A 19450-nucleotide genomic window follows, 5' to 3' on the forward strand; every position below is an offset into this window, starting at 1 on the left:
AAAAGCCAAAACTACAAATTAGTTTTGGCTTTTTATCAAATTAAACATCAATCTATAATTTAGAAAGCTTTAATGTTTTACCACAATGCTTACTTTCAATTTTAAAAATAACATCTCCTTTTTTTCCTTTATTTGCCCAACGTACTTCTTTACCAACTTTACAAGAAATACTTGTTTTAGAACCTTTATTTAAACTTACAAAACCAGTACCTGTATAAATAGAAACCTTACCTTTTGTATCATTTACTAATGAAATACTACGTCCTACTGTAATTTCTTCTTTTTCAATTCTTAAATTTTCAGTTGCGTTTTCAATTGTTGTAAAACTCATTAAACTTACTGCTGAAATAATTGCTAAAACTGTTTTCATTTTTATTGATTTTAAATTTATTCAAATATACTTTAGATTTTGTTTTTTAAACAACTAAAATAAAAAAACCCATTACAATTTCTTGTAATGGGTTTTAAATATGTTAGAGGTTAAATTACTTAACTTCTTCGAATTCTACATCTTCAACATTATCAGCTTGGTCATCAGCTTTAGGCTGTTCAGCTTGTTGAGCTCCTGCACCTTTATCAGCATACATCTCTTCAGAAGCAGCTTTCCATGCGTCATTAACAATAGTTAAAGCACCTTCAATTCTTGCAACATCTCCAGCTTCGTGAGCAGCTTTTAATTCAACTAAACCAGCTTCGATTGGTGCTTTTTTATCCGCAGATAATTTTTCACCAAATTCTTTTAATTGCTTTTCAGTTTGAAAAATCATAGAATCAGCTTCATTGATTTTTTCAGCAGTTTCTTTTGCTTTTGCATCAGCATCAGCATTTGCTTCAGCATCAGCTTTCATTTTCTTGATTTCATCTTCAGATAATCCAGAAGAAGCTTCAATTTTAATGTCCTGAGTTTTACCAGTAGCTTTATCAGAAGCAGAAACTTTGATAATTCCGTTTGCATCAATATCAAAAGTTACTTCAATTTGAGGAACACCTCTTTGAGCTGGTGGAATATCAGTTAATAAGAAACGACCGATAGTATTGTTATCAGCAGCCATTGCTCTTTCACCTTGTAAAACGTGAATATCTACAGAAGGCTGGTTATCAGCAGCAGTAGAAAATACTTGAGATTTCTTTGTAGGAATCGTAGTATTTGCATCGATTAATTTAGTAAATACGTTACCCATAGTTTCAATTCCTAAAGATAAAGGCGTAACATCTAATAATAATACGTCTTTTACATCTCCAGATAAAACTCCACCTTGAATAGCAGCTCCTAAAGAAACAACTTCATCAGGGTTTACTCCTTTACTTGGTGATTTTTTAAAGAAATTTTGAACAGCTTCCTGAATAGCAGGAATACGAGTAGAACCACCTACTAATACAACTTCGTCAATTTCGTCGATAGTTAAATCAGCATTTTTTAAAGCAGTAGCACAAGGCTCAATAGTTCTTTTGATTAAATCATCAATTAAAGCTTCAAATTTAGCTCTAGTTAAAGTTCTAACTAAATGCTTAGGTCCTGAAGCAGTAGCAGTAATATAAGGTAAGTTAATTTCAGATGAAGTTGTGCTAGATAATTCAATCTTCGCTTTTTCAGCAGCTTCTTTTAAACGTTGTAAAGACATTGGATCTTTACGTAAGTCCATTGACTCTTCAGCTTGAAATTCTTCAGCTAACCAGTTGATAATTCTTTCATCAACATCATCTCCACCTAAGTGAGTATCACCATCAGTAGCTAATACTTCGAAAACACCGTCTCCTAATTCTAAGATAGAAACATCATGTGTTCCACCACCAAAATCAAAAACAACGATTTTTTTATCGTCATGAGATTTATCTAAACCATAAGCTAAAGCAGCTGCAGTTGGTTCGTTAATAATTCTTCTAACTGTTAAACCAGCAATTTCACCAGCTTCTTTTGTAGCTTGACGTTGTGCATCGTTAAAGTATGCTGGTACAGTAATTACTGCTTCAGAAACATCAGTTCCTAAGTAGTCCTCAGCTGTTTTTTTCATTTTCTGTAAAACCATTGCAGAAATTTCTTGAGGCGTATATAAACGACCATCAATATCTACACGTGGAGTATCATTATCACCTTTTACAACGCTATAAGGTACTCTTGCAGCTTCTTTTGAAGAATCAGAGAATTTATTACCCATAAAACGTTTAATAGAATAAACTGTTTTTGTAGGATTAGTTACTGCTTGACGCTTTGCTGGATCACCAACTTTACGTTCTCCACCTTCAATAAATGCTACGATAGATGGCGTAGTTCTTTTTCCTTCTGCATTAGGTATAACAACTGGTTCGTTACCCTCCATTACAGAAACACATGAATTTGTAGTTCCTAAATCAATTCCTATAATTTTACTCATAATAATATTTATCTTAAATTTTAATTCAATTTTACAAATAACAATAGTCAAAGTGTGTGCCAACAGCTCATTACTTTTGATTTGGCAGAAAAATTAAGTTATTTTTTTTTCAACAATGACATAGTGTCATTTTTTTATGACTTTTTAGTATTTAAATTGTATTTTATGGCATTTTTTTTAAAAAAATATCTTAAATTTTAATTGACAACTAATTTTATTGTTATCATATAATCGAACTTACATATTCAAACAAAACACTACTTAACAAGAACTTAAGATTAATATTTTAATAAAATATTTTTATTTCATCTTATTTTAAGGCGTAAATAATTCGTAGAATAATTGTATTTTTATATTTAAAAATAATTAAAACCTCTTTATTTCCAACGAAGTTCTAACAATTATTTCTTTATCATTCATAAAAACTTTATACATTTGCGCTATGGATTTCAACAAAGATACAGCAAAAAAAACAGCAGAACTTCTTCTGCAAATAAAGGCGATTAAACTAAGCCCACATGAACCATTTACATGGGCATCTGGATGGAAATCACCTATTTATTGTGATAACAGAGTTACATTGTCTTATGTACCTGTTAGAAATTTCTTAAAAGAAGAAATTGCAAAATTAGTAGAAGAAAAACATGGTAAACCAGATGTTATTGCAGGTGTAGCTACTGGAGCAATTGCTATCGGTATGCTAGTTGCTCAAGAATTAGGTGTTCCTTTTGTATATGTACGACCAGAACCTAAAAAACATGGACGTAAAAACCAAATAGAAGGTCATTTAGAAAGTGGACAAAACGTAGTTGTTATTGAAGACTTAATAAGCACAGGTACTAGTAGTTTAAATGCTGTAAAAGCTTTAAAAGAAGCTAAAGCAACAGTTAAAGGTATGATTGCTATTTTTTCTTACGGATTTGACATTGCTAACGAAAACTTTAAAAGAGACAACATAGAACTAACCACTTTAAGTAATTATAAATATTTACTTGAACAGGCATTAGACAGTAAATACATTGATAGTAAAGAACTAAGAATGTTAGATGAATGGAGAGTGTCACCTAGTGAGTGGAAACAAAACGAAGAAAAATAAAGCAATATGAATATTGAAGGAAACAAAGTAATCGTAAAAAAATCTACCAAAGAAGTTTTTGACTTTTTAATAAAATTAGAGAATTTTGAGCAATTGATGCCTGAAAATACTCAAAAATTTGAAGTAGATGGTGATAGTTTTATTTTTGGTTTAAAAGGAATGCCAGAAATAAGATTGGTTATGAAAGAAAAAACCGAATATTCAAATATTACTTTAGGTGCGGCAAGTAGTAAATTACCATTTACATTGTCTTCTGATATTTCTGAAATTTCTGAAAACGAAAGTGAGGTTATTTTAAGTTTTCAAGGAGATTTCAATCCGATGATGGCAATGATGGTAAAAAAACCATTAACCAAGTTTATTGAAACTTTAACTGAAAATATCTCAAAAATATAAATTAAGCAAACGAAACCTCTTTTATATCAAATTCTTTAAGTGTTTCGTTTTCTAATTCTATTTGGAGATTTCCAATACTTGAAACTCCAATAATTTTACCCATAAATAAAATGTTCTGATTTGTTTTAAACATACTCGGAACATTTTTTTTATATAAAACAGCTAAATATTCTTTTTCTAAAGCTAAATATTCTTTTTTATTTAATCGCTCTAATTTTTCTTTTAAACTTACTAATACTTTATTTAACAATAAATCGAGGTCAATATCTTCATCTTTACCTAAAATATTTTTAATAGATGAAGCATTTGGTAGCGCATCTGAAAAAATATTTTGATTCACATTAAGCCCAATTCCTATAACTGAAGAACTAATATTTTTTATACTTAAAGTATTTTCAATTAAAATACCTGCTATTTTTTTATTTTCTGACAGAATGTCGTTAGGCCATTTAATAGCCAATCGAGGTAATTTTAACGAATTAACAGCTTCATAAACACTTAAAGAAACACTATAATTCAAATACTTATAATCAGTAATAGAAAGATTACAAAACTTATAAAACACACTAAAGGTTAAGCTTTTACCTTCTTCTGAATTCCAATTAGCATTCATTTGCCCTCTACCTAAAGTTTGCTTTTTAGCAACTACTACCGTAAAATTATCTAGACTAACTTTTGCTGACATATCCTTTAAAAAAGAATTGGTAGAATCAATGGCATCAAGTTTGATTATTTTCATATAAGCTTTGCGAATAAAACAAGTATCAATATTAAGTAAATTACTCGCAAAAATATAATAACTTTGCTAAAAATATAATTTTTTTGATGACTAAAAAACAAGCAAGCACAGACGATTTAATATCTGTGATTATAAAAGGGATTGAAGAAGTAAAAGGAGAAGACATCCAATTACTAGATTTAAGAGAAATAGAAAACACTGTTTGCGATTATTTTATAATCTGCTCAGGAAACTCAAACACACAAGTAAGTGCCATTTCTAACTCGGTACAGAAAATGGTAAGTAAAGAACTTAAAGATAAGGCTTGGCACATTGAAGGACAAGGAAATTCGGAATGGGTTTTAATGGATTATGTACACGTTGTTGTTCATGTTTTTCAAAAGCAAATACGTGACTATTACGATATTGAAAGTCTTTGGGGTGATGCTAAAATCACGCAAATTAACCCAAAATAGTTCCTAATAATTTAGACACATAATTTTATGAGTGATAAGAAAAAAAATGCTCCAAAATTTACTTTTAATTCATTTTGGCTATATATACCAATATTAGTTATTCTATTAGGGTTGAGTTTTTTAAACTCCAGTAATTTAGGTTCTCGTAATATTTCAAAAAACGAGTTCAATAAAATTTTACAGGGAAACGATATTCAAAAAATCGTTATTGAAAACAACAATATTGCTCAAGTATTCTTAAAAAGTGATGCAGAGAAAAAAGAAGAGCATAAAAAGATAACGGAATCTCCTTTTTACAGAAAAGGTGCTCCTTTATACACTTATAATTTTGGTGATTTACAAAATTTCGAAAACGAAATCAAAAAAGAGAAAGCTGAAAAGAATCTTGATTTTGATAGAAAAAATGTAGAACCTACAAGTTTAATAACAACACTATTTGACTTTCTACCTTTTATCATATTAATAGGTGTTTGGATTTTCTTTATGAAAAGAATGTCTGGCGGTGGTGCTGGTGCTGGTGGTGGCGGTGGTCAAATTTTTAACATTGGTAAATCAAAAGCAAAACTTTTTGATCAAGATACTAAAGTTAAAACAACTTTTAAAGACGTAGCTGGTTTGGAAGGTGCAAAAGAAGAAATTCAAGAAATTGTAGACTTCTTAAAAACACCTGAAAAATACACTAAATTAGGTGGTAAAATACCTAAAGGTGCTTTATTAGTAGGACCTCCTGGAACAGGAAAAACTTTATTAGCCAAAGCAGTAGCTGGTGAAGCAGGTGTTCCTTTCTTTTCATTATCAGGTTCTGATTTTGTTGAAATGTTTGTTGGTGTAGGTGCTTCTCGTGTAAGAGATTTATTTAAACAAGCTCAACAAAAATCGCCTTCTATTATTTTTATTGATGAGATTGATGCTATTGGTCGTGCAAGAGGAAAAAATAGTATGACTGGTGGTAATGATGAACGTGAAAACACGTTAAATCAGCTTTTAACAGAAATGGATGGTTTTGGAACAGATACAAATGTTATTGTATTAGCTGCTACAAACCGTGCCGATGTTTTAGATAAAGCCTTGATGCGTGCAGGTCGTTTTGACCGTCAAATTTATGTTGATTTACCAGATTTACACGAACGTAGAGAAATTTTTGAAGTACATATTAAACCATTAAAATTAGCTGAAAATGCTGATTTAGAATTATTAGCTCAACAAACACCTGGTTTTTCTGGTGCAGATATTGCTAACCTTTGTAATGAAGCTGCTTTAATTGCTGCAAGAAACAACAAAGAAGCTATTGAACACCAAGACTTTTTAGATGCTGTTGATAGAATTGTAGGTGGTTTAGAAAAGAAAAATAAGGTAATTACTCCTAAAGAAAAAGAAGTAATTGCTTTTCATGAAGCTGGTCATGCTACTGTAAGTTGGATGTTAGAACACGCTGCTCCTTTAGTAAAAGTTACTATCGTTCCTCGTGGTCAATCATTAGGTGCTGCTTGGTATCTTCCTGAAGAAAGAAAAATTATTCAAACAGAGCAAATGCTTGATGAAATGTGTGCTACTATGGGTGGTAGAGCTGCAGAAAAGTTAATTTTCAATAAAATTTCTACAGGAGCATTAAGTGATTTAGAAAAAGTTACAAAACAGGCTCGTGCTATGGTTACTGTATATGGTTTAAACGAAAAAGTAGGTAATGTTACCTATTATGATTCATCAGGAAATGATGGGTTCGTAAAACCTTATAGTGATGATACTGCTAAAGTTATTGACGAAGAAATATCTAAAATGATTGAAGGACAATACCAAAGAGCCATTGATCTTTTAAGTGAACACGAAGATAAACTTAGCCAACTTGCTTCATTACTACTTGAAAAAGAAGTAATGTTTAAAGCTGATTTGGAGAAAATATTTGGAGAAAGGCCTTTTGAAAAAAAAGAAATAAAAACAAATCCAATAATTGAAGAATAGTTTTTATTTGAATGAACTTTTTTAAAAAATTATATCAATCATATCAAAAATCATCTAATGATAAATTAATTAACGAACAGGAAGTTAATTTATCATTAGATGATTCCTTTGTACATAACTTTATTAATAAAGGTGGTAAATTTTTATATTGTACTTCAATGGATGAAGTATCTATAAATTTAATCCAGATTTTACAAGAAAACAACTGGAAAGAAGTTACTTGTTCTGATTTTAATCTTTTAAAGATTACTAGAAAAACAGGAACTTATATCCATGAAAAACACTCTAAATCTACACCTTTTTTTACTTCTTGCGAACACTTAATTGCCAATAATGGTGATATTTTATTTTCATCTAATCAATTAGGTAGTGAAAAACTACCTTCTCACTCAGAAAATTTTATTGTATACGCAACAACAAGTCAATTGGTAAAAAATATGAGCGAAGGATTAACAGGTATAAAAGCACATTTTAGTGGTAATATCCCTACAAACATTAGTTCAATAACAAACTATAAAATAGAGGTTGAAGACGAAAGTTTTTTAAGTTATGGTAATAGTAACTCAAAAAATTTATATCTACTTCTCTTTGAAGATTTATAAACTATGCGCAATATTATAACAAGAAGTATTTCAGGACTTGTTTATGCAATCATTTTTATTTCTGCTATTCTTTTTTCAGCACAATCATATATAGGATTAATTGCTATTTTTTCAGCTATATGTGTTTTTGAATTCTCAAGAATACTTGCTATAAAAAATGTAATCCCTTATCTAATTTTAGCTTTTAGCATCTATATATCAACTATAGAAATACCATTTTATTTTAATATTTTTTTAATTAGTTTCTCTTTAATTGGAGTAATCGGATTACTTTATTATCTGATAAGTACAAAACCAATAAAAACAAATACAACACTAAAAAAACTAGTTTTACATAGTATTTATTTAATTTTACCTTTTTATTTTTTAATAAAATTACCTTTTATTGCAAATGAATATCATCCAAATATCATTATATATATCATTTTATTAATTTGGACAAATGATAGTTTTGCATTTTTAGTTGGTAAAAACTTTGGAAAACATAAATTATTTGAATCTGTATCTCCTAAAAAAACAATTGAAGGTTTTATTGGTGGTTTATTATTTGCAGTATTACTAGCTTTTTTAATAGGAACATATACAAATCAATTTTTAGTTTTAAACTGGATAATTATAGCAATTATTGTAGCTGTATTTGGCTCTTTAGGCGATTTAGTCGAATCAAAATTTAAAAGACAAGCCAACGTTAAAGACAGTGGTACTATTATGCCAGGACATGGAGGATTATTAGATAGGCTTGATAGTTTGTTTTTCCTTGCTCCCTTCGTATATTTGTATATACATTATATAATGTAATATTTTTTATGGCAAATAATTTAGACATAGCATTTGAAGAAGCATACAAAAAAGCTTCTAACTTTAAAAAAAAGCTACCTCCTGATGTTATGCTTAAGTTTTATGCTTATTCTAAACAGGCTATTAAAGGGGATAAATTCACTTTTAATGCTAATAATGATTTAAGAAATGCTTTTAAATTTAATGCTTGGGTTCAATTAAAAGGTATGAGTGAAGATGAAGCAAAACAAGAATATATCAATCTAGTAAATTTATTTATAAAATAATTATCATGAAAAAAATCATTTACTCTTTATTCGTACTTGTTGCAATTGGTAGCCTTGTTTCTTGTAAATCAGAAGAAAAAAAAGAACCGACAGTAAAAAAAGAAACTAAAGTAGCAGTTAAAGCAAATTTTTCAGTACAAAATGCTGATAATAACATAAACTGGACAGCTTTTAAAACTACTGAAAAAAAACCTGTTAATGGTCGTTTTGAAAAAATAACAATAACTTCTAACGGTGAAGGAAAAACTATTAAAGAAGCTATTAATAATACCGAATTTTCAATCCCTGTAAGTAGTATTTTCACAAAAGATAGTGGAAGAGATTTTAAAATAAAAAAATTCTTTTTCGGTATTATGGATAATACAAAATTACTTTCAGGAAAATTAGTTTTAGAAAATGATTCAATAGGTTATTCTAACATAACTATGAATGGAGTTACAAAAAAACTTCCTTTCAAATATACAGTAAACGGTAAAGTTTTTAACTTAAAAACTACTTTAAAAATATCAGACTGGAATGCAGAAAAAGCTTTAGCATCTTTAAATGAAGTTTGTAAGGATTTACACAAAGGAGCTGATGGAGTTTCTAAAACTTGGAATGAAGTAGCTATTAATATAACATCTACTTTTAAATAAAACTCATTTTATATTCCATAAAAAAAGCCTTAGATTTTAATCTAAGGCTTTTTTTATGTTGTATAATTCTTTATAAATTTTTAATCAAAAAAAAATAACAATTTATCATTAAATTAACATAATAATACCCTTAATTAATAGCAATACTATTAACTTTGCAGATATAAATTTTACTTATGAAAACTTTTCTATCAAATATTAAAATTGAAATCCCTGTTGGAATATATATTAAAGACCCTGAAACATCCGATTTAGGTAAACGAATTATAGAAAACAGTATTAAATTAATAGAAGATATTGGTTTTGAAAGCTTTAATTTTAAAAAGTTAGGTAAATTAATCAGCTCTAATGAAAGCTCTATTTATAGATATTTTGAAAGTAAACACAAACTACTTGTCTATTTAACTTCTTGGTATTGGGGTTGGATACAATATCAATTAGTTATAGAAACTTACAGTATTAATAATTCAGAAGAAAAATTAATAAAAGCTATTGAAGTACTTACTAAAACAACCGAACAAGACAGTAATTTCTCGCATATTAATGAGGTTTTATTAAACTTAATTGTAATTAATGAGAACTCTAAATCATATTCAACAAAAGAAGTTGATACCGAAAATAAAGAAGGTTTTTTTAAATTATATAAAGAAGTTGTAAAACGTTTAGCTGATATAATAAGCAATTATAACAATAGCTATCAGCATCCGCTTACACTAGCTAGTACAATTATTGAAGGTGCATTGCATCAACAATTTATTAAGCAACATTTTAAATCGCTAACAAATTGCGACAATGCTATTTCTCCAACTTCATTTTTTATTGATTTAACTCTTAACACGCTTTCAAATGACAGGAAATAATCCATTGACACCTTGGCAACGTTTTTTAGGACTTTTAAAATTAGAAAAAAAAGATATTTTACAAATATCTTATTACGCCATCTTTGAAGGAATTGTAGCTTTATCACTTCCTTTAGGAATACAAGCAATTATCAATTTATTACAAGGAGCTGAAATTTCAGCATCGTGGGTAGTACTTGTAATACTTGTTACAGGTGGCGTAGCTTTTAGTGGCGTATTAAAACTAATGCAAATTAGAATTATAGAAACCATACAACAACGTATTTTTACAAGAGCATCTTTAGAACTTAGTTATCGTTTTCCTAAAATAAAAATGAGCGAATTAAGAAATTATTATCCTCCTGAATTAGCCAATCGTTTTTTTGATACACTTACCATTCAAAAAGGAATTTCAAAAGTTTTAATTGATGTTCCTTCGGCTTTTTTACAAATTATTTTTGCTTTATTATTATTATCTTTTTATCATCCTTTTTTTATTTTATTCGGATTTTTACTACTATTATTAATTTACATTGTATTTAAATATACTGCTAAAATTGGATTAGAAACTAGTTTAAATGAATCTAAAAATAAATATAAAGTAGCACATTGGTTACAAGAAATAGCCAGAACAATTATCAGTTTTAAATTATCAGGAAAAACAAAATTAGCTTTAGATAAAAGCGATAACTTAGTCTCTGATTATTTAAAATCAAGAGAAGGTCATTTTAAAATATTAATCATTCAATACATTCAAATGATTAGTTTTAAAGTTATTGTAACAGCTGGTTTATTATTGATGGGAGGTTTTTTAGTTTTAAATCAAAAAATGAATATCGGACAATTTGTTGCCGCAGAAATAATTATTTTATTAGTAATAAGCTCTGTTGAAAAATTAATTTTAGGTTTAGAATCATTTTACGATGTATTAACTTCTATTGAAAAACTAGGACAAGTAATAGATAAACCTATTGAAAATCAAAAAGGTAGTAAAGTTAGTAACTTAAAACCTTTTACTATTGAAATTCAAAATATTTCATACTTTCTTTATCGAAAAGACAACCCTATTTTAAAAGACATTTCATTTGTTATAAAACCAAAAGACAGAATACTAATTCAAGGTGAAAGTAGTTCTGCAAAATCGAATTTAGTACAATTAGTTTCAGGATTAATTGAGCCATCATCAGGAAATATTTTTGTAAATGATTTATCAATAAAAAGCTTACTTATAAATGATTACAGAGCTAATTTAGGGTTGTCATTATCTGAAGAAACACCTTTTGAAGGTAGTATAAGACAAAATATAACTTTTGGAAATAAGCAAATTACAGATGATGAAATTTATGAAATTTTTGACATTGTTGGTTTAACCAACTTTTTAAAATATCAATCTAATGGTTTAGATACTTATTTAAAACCCGAAGGTAAAAATATTGGTTATACTGTTGCTAAAAAAATAATTTTAGCAAGAGCTATCATTAAAAATCCAAAACTTTTAATTTTAGAAGATCCTTTAGACCAATTGGAAAAGAAAGAAGCCACTAAAATTATAGATTTTATTACAAATCCTGCGCAAAATTGGAGCTTAATTATTGTTAGTAGTAATGATAAATGGGAAGAAAAATGTAATAAAAAAATTACACTTAATAAAGGAATTATCATTAACCAATAAATTATAAGAGATAATGTTAAATATATCTAATAATAGTATTTCTAATCAAATTAATTTGGCTGATTTTAAATCAGGAAAAAAAATATTTAAAAAAGAGCATCATAAATTATTTAGAAAATTTTTGTTATTCTTTTTATTCGCAATAGTTATTACTTTATTTTTACCCTGGACTCAAAATGTTTCTAGCACAGGTAATGTAACGACTTTAAAACCTAATCAACGCCCACAAACCTTACAATCTCAAATTCCTGGAAGAATTGAAGAATGGTTTGTGCAAGAAGGAGATTTTGTAAAAAAAGGCGATACTATTTTAAGAATATCCGAAGTAAAAAGTGATTATTTCGATGCAAAACTTGCCGAAAGAACAGGAAATCAATTAACATCTAAAAGTCTTTCTGGTAAATCATATGGCAATAAAATAGGCGCTTTAAAAAGACAAATTTCAGCGATAAGAAACGAACAAAAATTAAAATCAGAACAAGCAAAAAATAAATTACAACAAACTTACTTAAAAGTTAAAACTGATAGTATTGATTTAGAAACCGTTATTTTAAAGCAAAATATCGCTAAAATTCAATATGATAGAACTTACACTTTACAACAAGAAGGTTTAAAAGCTACTAAAGATGTTGAAGAAAAAAGTGCTAAGCTTCAAGAATTTTCAGCTAAAGTTATTTCTCAGAAGAACAAATTATTAACTTCTAAAAATAATATTATCAATGCACAATTAGCTATTTCAGGAATAATGGCTACTTATACTGATAAATTATCAAAAGCACAAAGTAGTTTGTACAGTGCTGAATCTGGCGCTTACGAAACAGAAGTTCAAGTTTCTAAACTACAAACAAGCCTAGCTAATTACAATAAAAGAAGCTCTTTATTATATATAACAGCTCCGCTTGATGGCTACATAAATAAGGCAATAAAATCAGGAATTGGAGAAACTTTTAAACAAGGTGAACAGTTAATAAATATTATGCCATCGGTCTATGATTTAGCAGTGGAAATGTATATAAAACCTATCGATTTACCATTAATACACATTAATGAAGAAGTACGTGTTCAGTTTGATGGTTGGCCTGCAATAGTTTTTAGTGGCTGGCCTAATATGTCATCAGGAACTTATGAAGCTAAAATTATTGCTATCGAAAATTTTATTAGCAGTAACGGTAAATACAGAGCATTAATTGTTCCTAATAATGATGAACAACCATGGCCAAAAGCTATTAGAGTTGGTTCAGGAGCAAAAACAATTGCACTATTAGAAAACGTACCTATTTGGTATGAGTTATGGCGACAAATTAACAGTTTTCCGCCTAATTTTTATCAACCAAACACAAAAAAAACCGATTCTAAGAAAAAGAAATAATGAAAAATATATCCTTTTTATATCTATTTATAAGTTTTGTTTCCTTTTCTCAAAACATGCCAAATAACATACTTTCTTTAGAAGAGAGCTTAGGATATGTTAAAAAATATCATCCTATTATAAAGCAGGCAAAACTTATTGTAAACACAAATCAGGCAAAATTATTAAAAGCCAGAGGTGCCTTTGATCCTAAAATAGAAGTTGATTACAGTAATAAAAACTTTAAAAATACCGAATATTATAAAACATTAGTTTCATCTTTTAAAATTCCTACTTGGTATGGTATCGAACTAAAAGGAAGCTATGAAAATAATTCAGGAAAGTATTTAAATCCTCAGTATAAAACTCCTAAAAATGGTTTGTATAATGTAGGAATATCTATTCCGTTAGCTAAAAATTTATTTATCAATAAAAGAATGGCTACGTTAAAAAAAGCCAAAATATATACCAAACAAAGTGGATTAGAACAGCAATTATTAGTTAATAATGTTTTGTTTGATGCTATTTCGGCATACTTAAATTGGACACAATATTATCAACAATATAGTGTGTTTAAAAATTATTATACCAATGCAACGATAAGACACAACAATGTTATTAAAAATTTTAAAGCAGGTGATAAAGCTGCCGTAGATACTTTAGAAACAAGTATAAATCTTGAAAACAGAAAATTAGATTTAGAAGAAGCACGTATTAAACATTTAAAATCAAAATTAGCTTTTTCGAATTTTTTGTGGATTAATAATAATATTCCGATGGAATTAAAAAATAACATGATTCCTGATATTTCAACATTTTCTAAGGTTGATAACCTGTTAAAAACAGCCGAAATTAATTTAGATGAAAATGATTTAGAACAACATCCGAAGTTAAAATTATTAGGCTTAAAAAAGAATAATTTACAGATAAATAAACGATTAAAAATAAATAACCTACTTCCTAAAGTAGATTTTCAATATAATTTATTATCATCAGAAGTAAATAATTTTGATTCTTTTAACGCTTCAAATTACAAAAACTCGTTGCAAGTTAGTGTGCCGTTATTTTTAAGAAAATCAAGAGGTGATTTAAAAATTGCAAAAATAAAATTACAAGATTTAGATTTTGAAATTTCATCAACAAAAATAATTTTGCAAAATAAAATTAAAGCAACTAAACAAGAAATTGTATCGTATCAAAAACAACAAAATATCTTAACCAATTTAGTTAGTAATTATAAAACAATTGTTAAAAGTGAAGAACGAAAATTTTCGCTAGGTGAAAGCTCGTTATTTTTAATAAATTACAGAGAAGTTAAATTAATTGAAACTAATTTAAAAGCCATCAAAAACGAATATGAATACGCTAAAACAAAAAGTAAGCTAATTAAATTATTAGGTAAATTAACAGATATCTAAAAAATATTTTATTATTAATTTATAAAAAACCGCTTTGTAACAAGAAATATAAACTTGTAATAAAGCGGTTTTTTTGTTGATATATTATAATAAAATAGTCTAAAAAAATTAGCCTAAAATCTTAGTAATTAAGTCTTGTTTTGCTTTTTCATCATCACCAAATAACCAACGTAAAGTGTTGTCTTCCCAAATTTCATGATATTGTTTTTGATTGATAATATCTCTATCAATAGCCAAATCTAACAATTTCCCAGGATACGAAGATTGCGCATCATTTTCCATTTCTCCTAACGGATACGGATCATCTAAGCCCATAATTATTTGATTTGAGCCTTGTTTGTCAATCATTAATTTTAATGAATCAGTATCATGTACCAAGGTATCAAAGAAAATATTTGGATGACCAACTGCTTTTCTAGGATGCGTTTTTCCTTCAAATAAATCAGGACGACCATCAAAACCTTGAATCCTACGTCCTAAATTCATTTGTGCCAATTGTCCGCCGTGTGCAAAACAAGTTCTGATATTTTTAAAACGCTCTTGCATTCCGTTTAACGTATAAAAATGATACGCATCACCACATTGTGCCAACATCCAAATTAAATGAAAACGCCAATTGGTATTTTCTAATTTTATCATTTTATCGCCATCATACGGATGAATTTCAATAGCTAATTTATACTTATCAGCTAATTCAAAAATACGGTCATTTTCTTTATCAAAAACACAACGCCACTGCCCTATCGAATCCATAAAATGCGTTGGTAAACACAAAACTTTTAAACCTAATTCCTCCACACAGCGTTCCATTTCGTACAAAGCACCATAAATAAAACCAGGGTGAACTACAAAACCACAAGTAAATTTATCAGGATGATCGTGTTGTACTTTTGCGTTAAAATCATTCTGAAAACGCAATGCTTTTTTCATTTCTTCCAAACGCAATCCGTTACCATATAATTGTGATAAGTTTAAAACCACCGCATGATCTAACTTATTTTTTTCCATCCAACGAAGCTTTTCATCTAAGAAAAAACTAGAATCTGTTACAGGACGTTTCCAACCTTTTTGTAACATATGTTTACGTTCATCATCTACCCAAAAAATTTCTTTATCCTTCATAAACTGAGGAATTTGCTCAGGATAAGGCAATAAATGTGAATGTCCGTTTATTCGTAGTTTACGTTTTTCCATTTCTTTTATTATTTGGTGATAATCGTTGCAATATTTTTTTAAAATATAAATTACGTTGTTTTTATAGTATCAAACAACATCTTTATTTTTTAATTTTATTCGGAGGATTCATAATTGTTCCGCAATTAGAACACGTACATTTCTGATTATCAGAATAATATTTATCAAAAATAACGGGCATATCAGTTTCAATATTATCTAAAGCAAATTCTTCTCTGTATAGCTGATTTCCGCAATTTTCGCAATACCATTCTAAAGCATCCAACATTCCTTCCGACCTTGGATATTCAATAACCAAACCAACAGTATTTTCTTTACGTTGTGGCGAATGCGGAACTTTAGCAGGCAATAAATAAATATCTCCTTCATTAATTTCGACATCAATCATTTTACCATTATTATCAATAATTTTCAGAACCATATCCCCTTCTACCTGATAAAAAAATTCTGGTGTTTCGTTATAATGATAATCTTTTCTATTGTTAGGTCCTCCAACAACCATTACAATATAATCGCCATTATCCCAGACCTGTTTATTTCCAACAGGCGGTTTTAATAAATGACGATTTTCATCAATCCACTTTTTAAAATTTAAAGGCTGTACTAAATTCATATTTATATATTTTGGGCGTTCCCTAAAGGTCGGGCTTTCCGCTATATCTTTTTATAAAAGAAAAGTTTTATAAAAAGGATGCCGCTTCAATCCCTAACGCAAATTTCGTTTTTATTTACAAACTTTTCGTTCTTCCACCATCAACAGGAACATTTATTCCGTTGATAAAACTAGCTTTTTCACTTGCTAAAAAAACTACGGCATTAGCAACTTCTTCAGGTTTTGCAAAACGTTTAGCAGGTGAAGCGTTCATCATATTTTGTGAAACTACCTCAATAGATAAACCTGTTTTAGCTGCTTTATTATTGATAATTTCTTTTAATCGCTCTGTTCCCGTAGCACCAGGTAATACGTTATTTACTGTAATATTGAATGCACCTAATTCATTTGCCAATGTTTTAGACCAACTAGCAACTGCACCACGAATAGTATTTGAAACACCTAATCCATCCAAAGGTTGTTTTACTGATGTAGATATTATATTAATAATTCTACCAAAACCAGCATCTTTCATAAACGGAACAACCGCTTGTACCAATACATGATTACATTTTAAATGCTGTGTAAAAGCGTTTTCAAATTCTGATAATTCGGCATTAAAAATAGCGCCACCAGCAGGACCTCCTGTGTTATTAACTAAAATATGAAAATTCAACTTTGAAGCTTCAATTCTTTCTTTTAATTCGTTCGGATTCGAAAAATCAGCAACTATATAATTATGATTTTGATTATCATTTGGTAATTCTGCTAACACTTTTTTTAGTTTCTCTTCATTACGAGCAACTAAAGTTATATTTACACCTTCGTTAGCTAAACCAATTGCCGATGCTAAACCAATACCTTGAGTACTTCCACAAACTAAGGCATTTTTATTTTGTATATTTAAATTCATATCTAATCGTTATTTTGAATCATTGTTTTAATTTTAACAGCTTTTTCAAAATGATCTAATTGATGTTTTTCAATCCACCATTTTGCAACTTCCATTAATAACTTCGGATTATCATTTTTATTCTTAAAAAATACATAGAAAGATAAGCCTACATTTGTTCCTTTTTTATCAATTTTAGTATCACAAACTTCAATAATTTTTTGTCTTATTTCTTTATTCATAGCTGATACATATATTTTTTGCTTCTGTAAAAAATCGCAGCGCTTCAAAACCGCCTTCTCTTCCTACGCCACTTTGTTTTTGTCCGCCAAAAGGCGTTCTCAAATCTCGTAATAACCAAGTATTAACCCAAACAATTCCTGTATTTAATTGTTTTGATAATTGCATAGTTCTATTTAAGTTGTTTGTCCATAATGTTGCCGATAATCCGTATTTAACATCATTTGCCAAAGTCAAAGCTTCTTCATCGGTTTTAAAAGACATAATAGTAACTACAGGACCAAAAATTTCTTCTTGATTTAATCTGCATTTATTATCAGAAACTTCAATAATTGTCGGTTGTAAATAATAACCATTTTCACTTCCTTTTACGATAACTTTATTACCTCCAAAAAGGATTTTTCCGCCTTCTTGGTCAGTAATATCAATATATGATTTTACTTTTTCTAGATGCTCTTTTGATACCAAAGCACCAATACTTGTGTCATTATTAGCAGGATTCCCTACTTTTAATTCAGATACTTTTTGAACAAAATCTTTTTTAAATTGTTCATATATTTTTTCTTCCACAAAAATTCTACTTCCGCACAAACAAATCTGACCTTGATTAGCAAATGAAGATTTAACAGTCGTTGCTAACATTTTATCATAATCACAATCGGCAAAAATCAAATTCGGATTCTTTCCTCCTAACTCTAACGATAATTTTTTAAACATTGGCGCGGCAACTCGTGCAATATGCGCACCTGTTGTAGTTCCACCTGTAAAAGAAATAGCTTTTATATTCGGATGTTCCACAATTGCTTGCCCTGTAGTTGTTCCTAATCCGTGAACAATATTTAAAACTCCTTTCGGCAAACCTGCTTCGGTACATATCTCACCTAATAAATACGCTGTCATTGGCGTAATTTCACTTGGTTTTGCAACTACACAATTTCCTGCGGCGATGGCTGGTGCTATTTTCCACGTAAATAAATATAACGGCAAATTCCAAGGCGAAATACAACCAACCACGCCAATAGGCTGACGTAAAGTAAAATTCATCGCATTTAAACCAACACTTTCATGCGCTTCCGAAGAAAACTGCGTTATAGCATTTGCAAAAAACTGAAAATTACTTGCTGCTCTTGGAATATCAATTTGTTTTGCTAAACTGATAGGTTTCCCATTATCTTTAGATTCTGCTTCAGCTAAAAAAGATAATTTTTCTTTTATCAATTTTGATATTTTTGATAAAATAACGCTTCGTTCTTCTAAAGTTGTATTCGACCAACTTGGAAATGCTTTCTTTGCAGATTGATATGCTAACTCAATATCTTCATTTGTAGAATCAGGAATTTGCCCATATATTTCTCCAATTGATGGATTATAATTATCTACCCAATTATTTTTGATTGGATTGATAAATTCACCGTTTATATAATTTTTGATATTCATATTTTGATTCTCTAAATCTTATAGATTTTAAAACCTATAATATATCGTTTAGTTCACTTTCTTATAAGCCGTCACTTTAATTTCCACCACCAAATCAGGATGTGGTAATTGATGTACAGCAACAGTAGTGCGTGTTGGACCTGTTTCTTTATCAAAAAACTCGGCATACGCTTTATTATATCCTGCAAAATCATTCATATTTACTAAAAATGTAGAAACATCAACAACATCTTTGATACTTACGCCTACAGTTTGTAAGTTTTTATCAATGTTTTTTAAAACTTCACGTGTTTGAGTTTCCGCATTCAAATATTTCGTTCCCATTTCGTCAATAATATCAACTCCAACAATACTATTGTCTGCTCTACGTGAACTTGTTCCTGATACAAAAATAAAATCTCCGACAACTTTTACATGTGGATATGCTCCTCTTGGTGTTACTTTTTTTTCCATTTTTATTTGTTAGATAATAAACCTCATCGATTTTAAAAATCGATAGA

Annotated in this window: 21 protein-coding genes; 12 read left to right on the plus strand and 9 right to left on the minus strand. The window is 28.8% G+C overall.

The window, feature by feature from the left end; translation table 11 throughout:
• Window positions 1-52: 52 nt before the first annotated feature.
• A complete protein-coding gene (locus AB0T67_RS04245) occupies window positions 53-370 on the minus strand; it encodes a hypothetical protein (RefSeq protein WP_369219287.1) in 318 nt (105 codons plus the stop codon).
• A gap of 115 nt (window positions 371-485) precedes the next feature.
• Entirely contained in the window at window positions 486-2372 is a 1887-nt protein-coding gene (dnaK, locus tag AB0T67_RS04250) for a molecular chaperone DnaK (protein WP_239759727.1), read from the minus strand.
• Between the two features lie 442 nt (window positions 2373-2814).
• Between dnaK and pyrE the strand changes: the two genes are divergently transcribed.
• Complete coding sequence (gene pyrE / locus AB0T67_RS04255; RefSeq protein ID WP_369219288.1) at window positions 2815-3468, plus strand: orotate phosphoribosyltransferase; 654 nt, start codon at window positions 2815-2817, stop codon at window positions 3466-3468.
• Between the two features lie 6 nt (window positions 3469-3474).
• Window positions 3475-3864, plus strand: a complete 390-nt coding sequence (locus tag AB0T67_RS04260; RefSeq protein ID WP_271231641.1) for an SRPBCC family protein — start codon at window positions 3475-3477, stop codon at window positions 3862-3864.
• Between the two features lies 1 nt (window position 3865).
• Here the strand turns inward: AB0T67_RS04260 and AB0T67_RS04265 are convergent, their stop codons facing one another.
• Complete coding sequence (locus AB0T67_RS04265) at window positions 3866-4603, minus strand: biotin--[acetyl-CoA-carboxylase] ligase (protein WP_369219289.1); 738 nt, start codon at window positions 4601-4603, stop codon at window positions 3866-3868.
• Between the two features lie 86 nt (window positions 4604-4689).
• Between AB0T67_RS04265 and rsfS the strand changes: the two genes are divergently transcribed.
• The 10 genes from rsfS to AB0T67_RS04315 all read left to right on the plus strand — a co-directional run bounded on the left by rsfS (window position 4690) and on the right by AB0T67_RS04315 (window position 14595).
• Window positions 4690-5058 (plus strand): ribosome silencing factor, encoded by a 369-nt coding sequence (gene rsfS / locus AB0T67_RS04270; RefSeq protein WP_271231639.1) that lies wholly within the window; start codon window positions 4690-4692, stop codon window positions 5056-5058.
• Window positions 5059-5085: 27 nt separating this feature from the next.
• Window positions 5086-7017, plus strand: coding sequence for an ATP-dependent zinc metalloprotease FtsH (ftsH, locus tag AB0T67_RS04275; protein ID WP_369219290.1), 1932 nt, complete (start codon window positions 5086-5088; stop codon window positions 7015-7017).
• 11 nt (window positions 7018-7028) lie between these two features.
• On the plus strand, window positions 7029-7619 hold the full coding sequence (locus AB0T67_RS04280) for an LUD domain-containing protein (protein WP_369219291.1): 591 nt from the start codon (window positions 7029-7031) through the stop codon (window positions 7617-7619).
• A gap of 3 nt (window positions 7620-7622) precedes the next feature.
• Window positions 7623-8417 carry a phosphatidate cytidylyltransferase gene (locus AB0T67_RS04285; protein ID WP_369219292.1) on the plus strand — a complete coding sequence of 265 codons (795 nt, stop codon included), beginning with the start codon at window positions 7623-7625 and terminating at the stop codon, window positions 8415-8417.
• A gap of 8 nt (window positions 8418-8425) precedes the next feature.
• Window positions 8426-8683 (plus strand): acyl-CoA-binding protein, encoded by a 258-nt coding sequence (locus AB0T67_RS04290; protein WP_271231635.1) that lies wholly within the window; start codon window positions 8426-8428, stop codon window positions 8681-8683.
• A 5-nt stretch (window positions 8684-8688) separates the two neighbouring features.
• Window positions 8689-9318 carry a YceI family protein gene (locus AB0T67_RS04295; protein ID WP_369219293.1) on the plus strand — a complete coding sequence of 210 codons (630 nt, stop codon included), beginning with the start codon at window positions 8689-8691 and terminating at the stop codon, window positions 9316-9318.
• A 176-nt stretch (window positions 9319-9494) separates the two neighbouring features.
• Window positions 9495-10178, plus strand: a complete 684-nt coding sequence (locus AB0T67_RS04300) for a TetR/AcrR family transcriptional regulator (protein ID WP_369219294.1) — start codon at window positions 9495-9497, stop codon at window positions 10176-10178.
• Window positions 10165-11829: a peptidase domain-containing ABC transporter gene (locus tag AB0T67_RS04305; protein WP_369219295.1), complete on the plus strand. Its 1665-nt coding sequence runs from the start codon at window positions 10165-10167 to the stop codon at window positions 11827-11829. The genes AB0T67_RS04300 and AB0T67_RS04305 overlap by 14 nt, the downstream gene beginning before the upstream one ends.
• 13 nt (window positions 11830-11842) lie before the next feature.
• A complete protein-coding gene (locus AB0T67_RS04310) occupies window positions 11843-13198 on the plus strand; it encodes an HlyD family secretion protein (protein WP_369219296.1) in 1356 nt (451 codons plus the stop codon).
• A 56-nt stretch (window positions 13199-13254) separates the two neighbouring features.
• On the plus strand, window positions 13255-14595 hold the full coding sequence (locus AB0T67_RS04315) for a TolC family protein (protein WP_369219297.1): 1341 nt from the start codon (window positions 13255-13257) through the stop codon (window positions 14593-14595).
• Between the two features lie 108 nt (window positions 14596-14703).
• Here AB0T67_RS04315 and AB0T67_RS04320 read toward each other — a convergent pair whose 3' ends face one another.
• From AB0T67_RS04320 to AB0T67_RS04345, 6 genes are all read right to left on the minus strand, one after another.
• Window positions 14704-15789 carry an amidohydrolase family protein gene (locus AB0T67_RS04320; protein ID WP_369219298.1) on the minus strand — a complete coding sequence of 362 codons (1086 nt, stop codon included), beginning with the start codon at window positions 15787-15789 and terminating at the stop codon, window positions 14704-14706.
• Window positions 15790-15871: 82 nt separating this feature from the next.
• Window positions 15872-16402, minus strand: a complete 531-nt coding sequence (locus AB0T67_RS04325; RefSeq protein WP_369219299.1) for a 3-hydroxyanthranilate 3,4-dioxygenase — start codon at window positions 16400-16402, stop codon at window positions 15872-15874.
• A 115-nt stretch (window positions 16403-16517) separates the two neighbouring features.
• The gene (locus AB0T67_RS04330) at window positions 16518-17294 is read right to left on the minus strand and encodes an SDR family oxidoreductase (protein ID WP_369219300.1); all 777 of its coding nucleotides are present in this window, start codon (window positions 17292-17294) and stop codon (window positions 16518-16520) included.
• 2 nt (window positions 17295-17296) lie between these two features.
• Window positions 17297-17515, minus strand: coding sequence for a DUF6500 family protein (locus AB0T67_RS04335; RefSeq protein ID WP_369219301.1), 219 nt, complete (start codon window positions 17513-17515; stop codon window positions 17297-17299).
• Window positions 17508-18950 (minus strand): aldehyde dehydrogenase, encoded by a 1443-nt coding sequence (locus AB0T67_RS04340; protein WP_369219302.1) that lies wholly within the window; start codon window positions 18948-18950, stop codon window positions 17508-17510. The genes AB0T67_RS04335 and AB0T67_RS04340 overlap by 8 nt, the downstream gene beginning before the upstream one ends.
• Window positions 18951-18998: 48 nt before the next feature.
• Entirely contained in the window at window positions 18999-19403 is a 405-nt protein-coding gene (locus tag AB0T67_RS04345; protein ID WP_369219303.1) for a RidA family protein, read from the minus strand.
• Between the last annotated feature and the right edge of the window lie 47 nt (window positions 19404-19450).

The sequence above is a fragment of the Tenacibaculum salmonis genome, assembly GCF_041053065.1.
GTDB classification, from domain to species: Bacteria; Bacteroidota; Bacteroidia; order Flavobacteriales; family Flavobacteriaceae; genus Polaribacter; species Polaribacter pacificus_A.

What these genes read in the sequence shown, in the direction of transcription:
- AB0T67_RS04245 (WP_369219287.1), bottom strand. Translation starts at nt 370, where the DNA reads ATGAAAACAGTTTTAGCAATTATTTCAGCAGTAAGTTTAATGAGTTTT.
- dnaK (WP_239759727.1), bottom strand. Translation starts at nt 2,372, where the DNA reads ATGAGTAAAATTATAGGAATTGATTTAGGAACTACAAATTCATGTGTT.
- pyrE (WP_369219288.1), top strand. Translation starts at nt 2,815, where the DNA reads ATGGATTTCAACAAAGATACAGCAAAAAAAACAGCAGAACTTCTTCTG.
- AB0T67_RS04260 (WP_271231641.1), top strand. Translation starts at nt 3,475, where the DNA reads ATGAATATTGAAGGAAACAAAGTAATCGTAAAAAAATCTACCAAAGAA.
- AB0T67_RS04265 (WP_369219289.1), bottom strand. Translation starts at nt 4,603, where the DNA reads ATGAAAATAATCAAACTTGATGCCATTGATTCTACCAATTCTTTTTTA.
- rsfS (WP_271231639.1), top strand. Translation starts at nt 4,690, where the DNA reads ATGACTAAAAAACAAGCAAGCACAGACGATTTAATATCTGTGATTATA.
- ftsH (WP_369219290.1), top strand. Translation starts at nt 5,086, where the DNA reads ATGAGTGATAAGAAAAAAAATGCTCCAAAATTTACTTTTAATTCATTT.
- AB0T67_RS04280 (WP_369219291.1), top strand. Translation starts at nt 7,029, where the DNA reads ATGAACTTTTTTAAAAAATTATATCAATCATATCAAAAATCATCTAAT.
- AB0T67_RS04285 (WP_369219292.1), top strand. Translation starts at nt 7,623, where the DNA reads ATGCGCAATATTATAACAAGAAGTATTTCAGGACTTGTTTATGCAATC.
- AB0T67_RS04290 (WP_271231635.1), top strand. Translation starts at nt 8,426, where the DNA reads ATGGCAAATAATTTAGACATAGCATTTGAAGAAGCATACAAAAAAGCT.
- AB0T67_RS04295 (WP_369219293.1), top strand. Translation starts at nt 8,689, where the DNA reads ATGAAAAAAATCATTTACTCTTTATTCGTACTTGTTGCAATTGGTAGC.
- AB0T67_RS04300 (WP_369219294.1), top strand. Translation starts at nt 9,495, where the DNA reads ATGAAAACTTTTCTATCAAATATTAAAATTGAAATCCCTGTTGGAATA.
- AB0T67_RS04305 (WP_369219295.1), top strand. Translation starts at nt 10,165, where the DNA reads ATGACAGGAAATAATCCATTGACACCTTGGCAACGTTTTTTAGGACTT.
- AB0T67_RS04310 (WP_369219296.1), top strand. Translation starts at nt 11,843, where the DNA reads ATGTTAAATATATCTAATAATAGTATTTCTAATCAAATTAATTTGGCT.
- AB0T67_RS04315 (WP_369219297.1), top strand. Translation starts at nt 13,255, where the DNA reads ATGCCAAATAACATACTTTCTTTAGAAGAGAGCTTAGGATATGTTAAA.
- AB0T67_RS04320 (WP_369219298.1), bottom strand. Translation starts at nt 15,789, where the DNA reads ATGGAAAAACGTAAACTACGAATAAACGGACATTCACATTTATTGCCT.
- AB0T67_RS04325 (WP_369219299.1), bottom strand. Translation starts at nt 16,402, where the DNA reads ATGAATTTAGTACAGCCTTTAAATTTTAAAAAGTGGATTGATGAAAAT.
- AB0T67_RS04330 (WP_369219300.1), bottom strand. Translation starts at nt 17,294, where the DNA reads ATGAATTTAAATATACAAAATAAAAATGCCTTAGTTTGTGGAAGTACT.
- AB0T67_RS04335 (WP_369219301.1), bottom strand. Translation starts at nt 17,515, where the DNA reads ATGAATAAAGAAATAAGACAAAAAATTATTGAAGTTTGTGATACTAAA.
- AB0T67_RS04340 (WP_369219302.1), bottom strand. Translation starts at nt 18,950, where the DNA reads ATGAATATCAAAAATTATATAAACGGTGAATTTATCAATCCAATCAAA.
- AB0T67_RS04345 (WP_369219303.1), bottom strand. Translation starts at nt 19,403, where the DNA reads ATGGAAAAAAAAGTAACACCAAGAGGAGCATATCCACATGTAAAAGTT.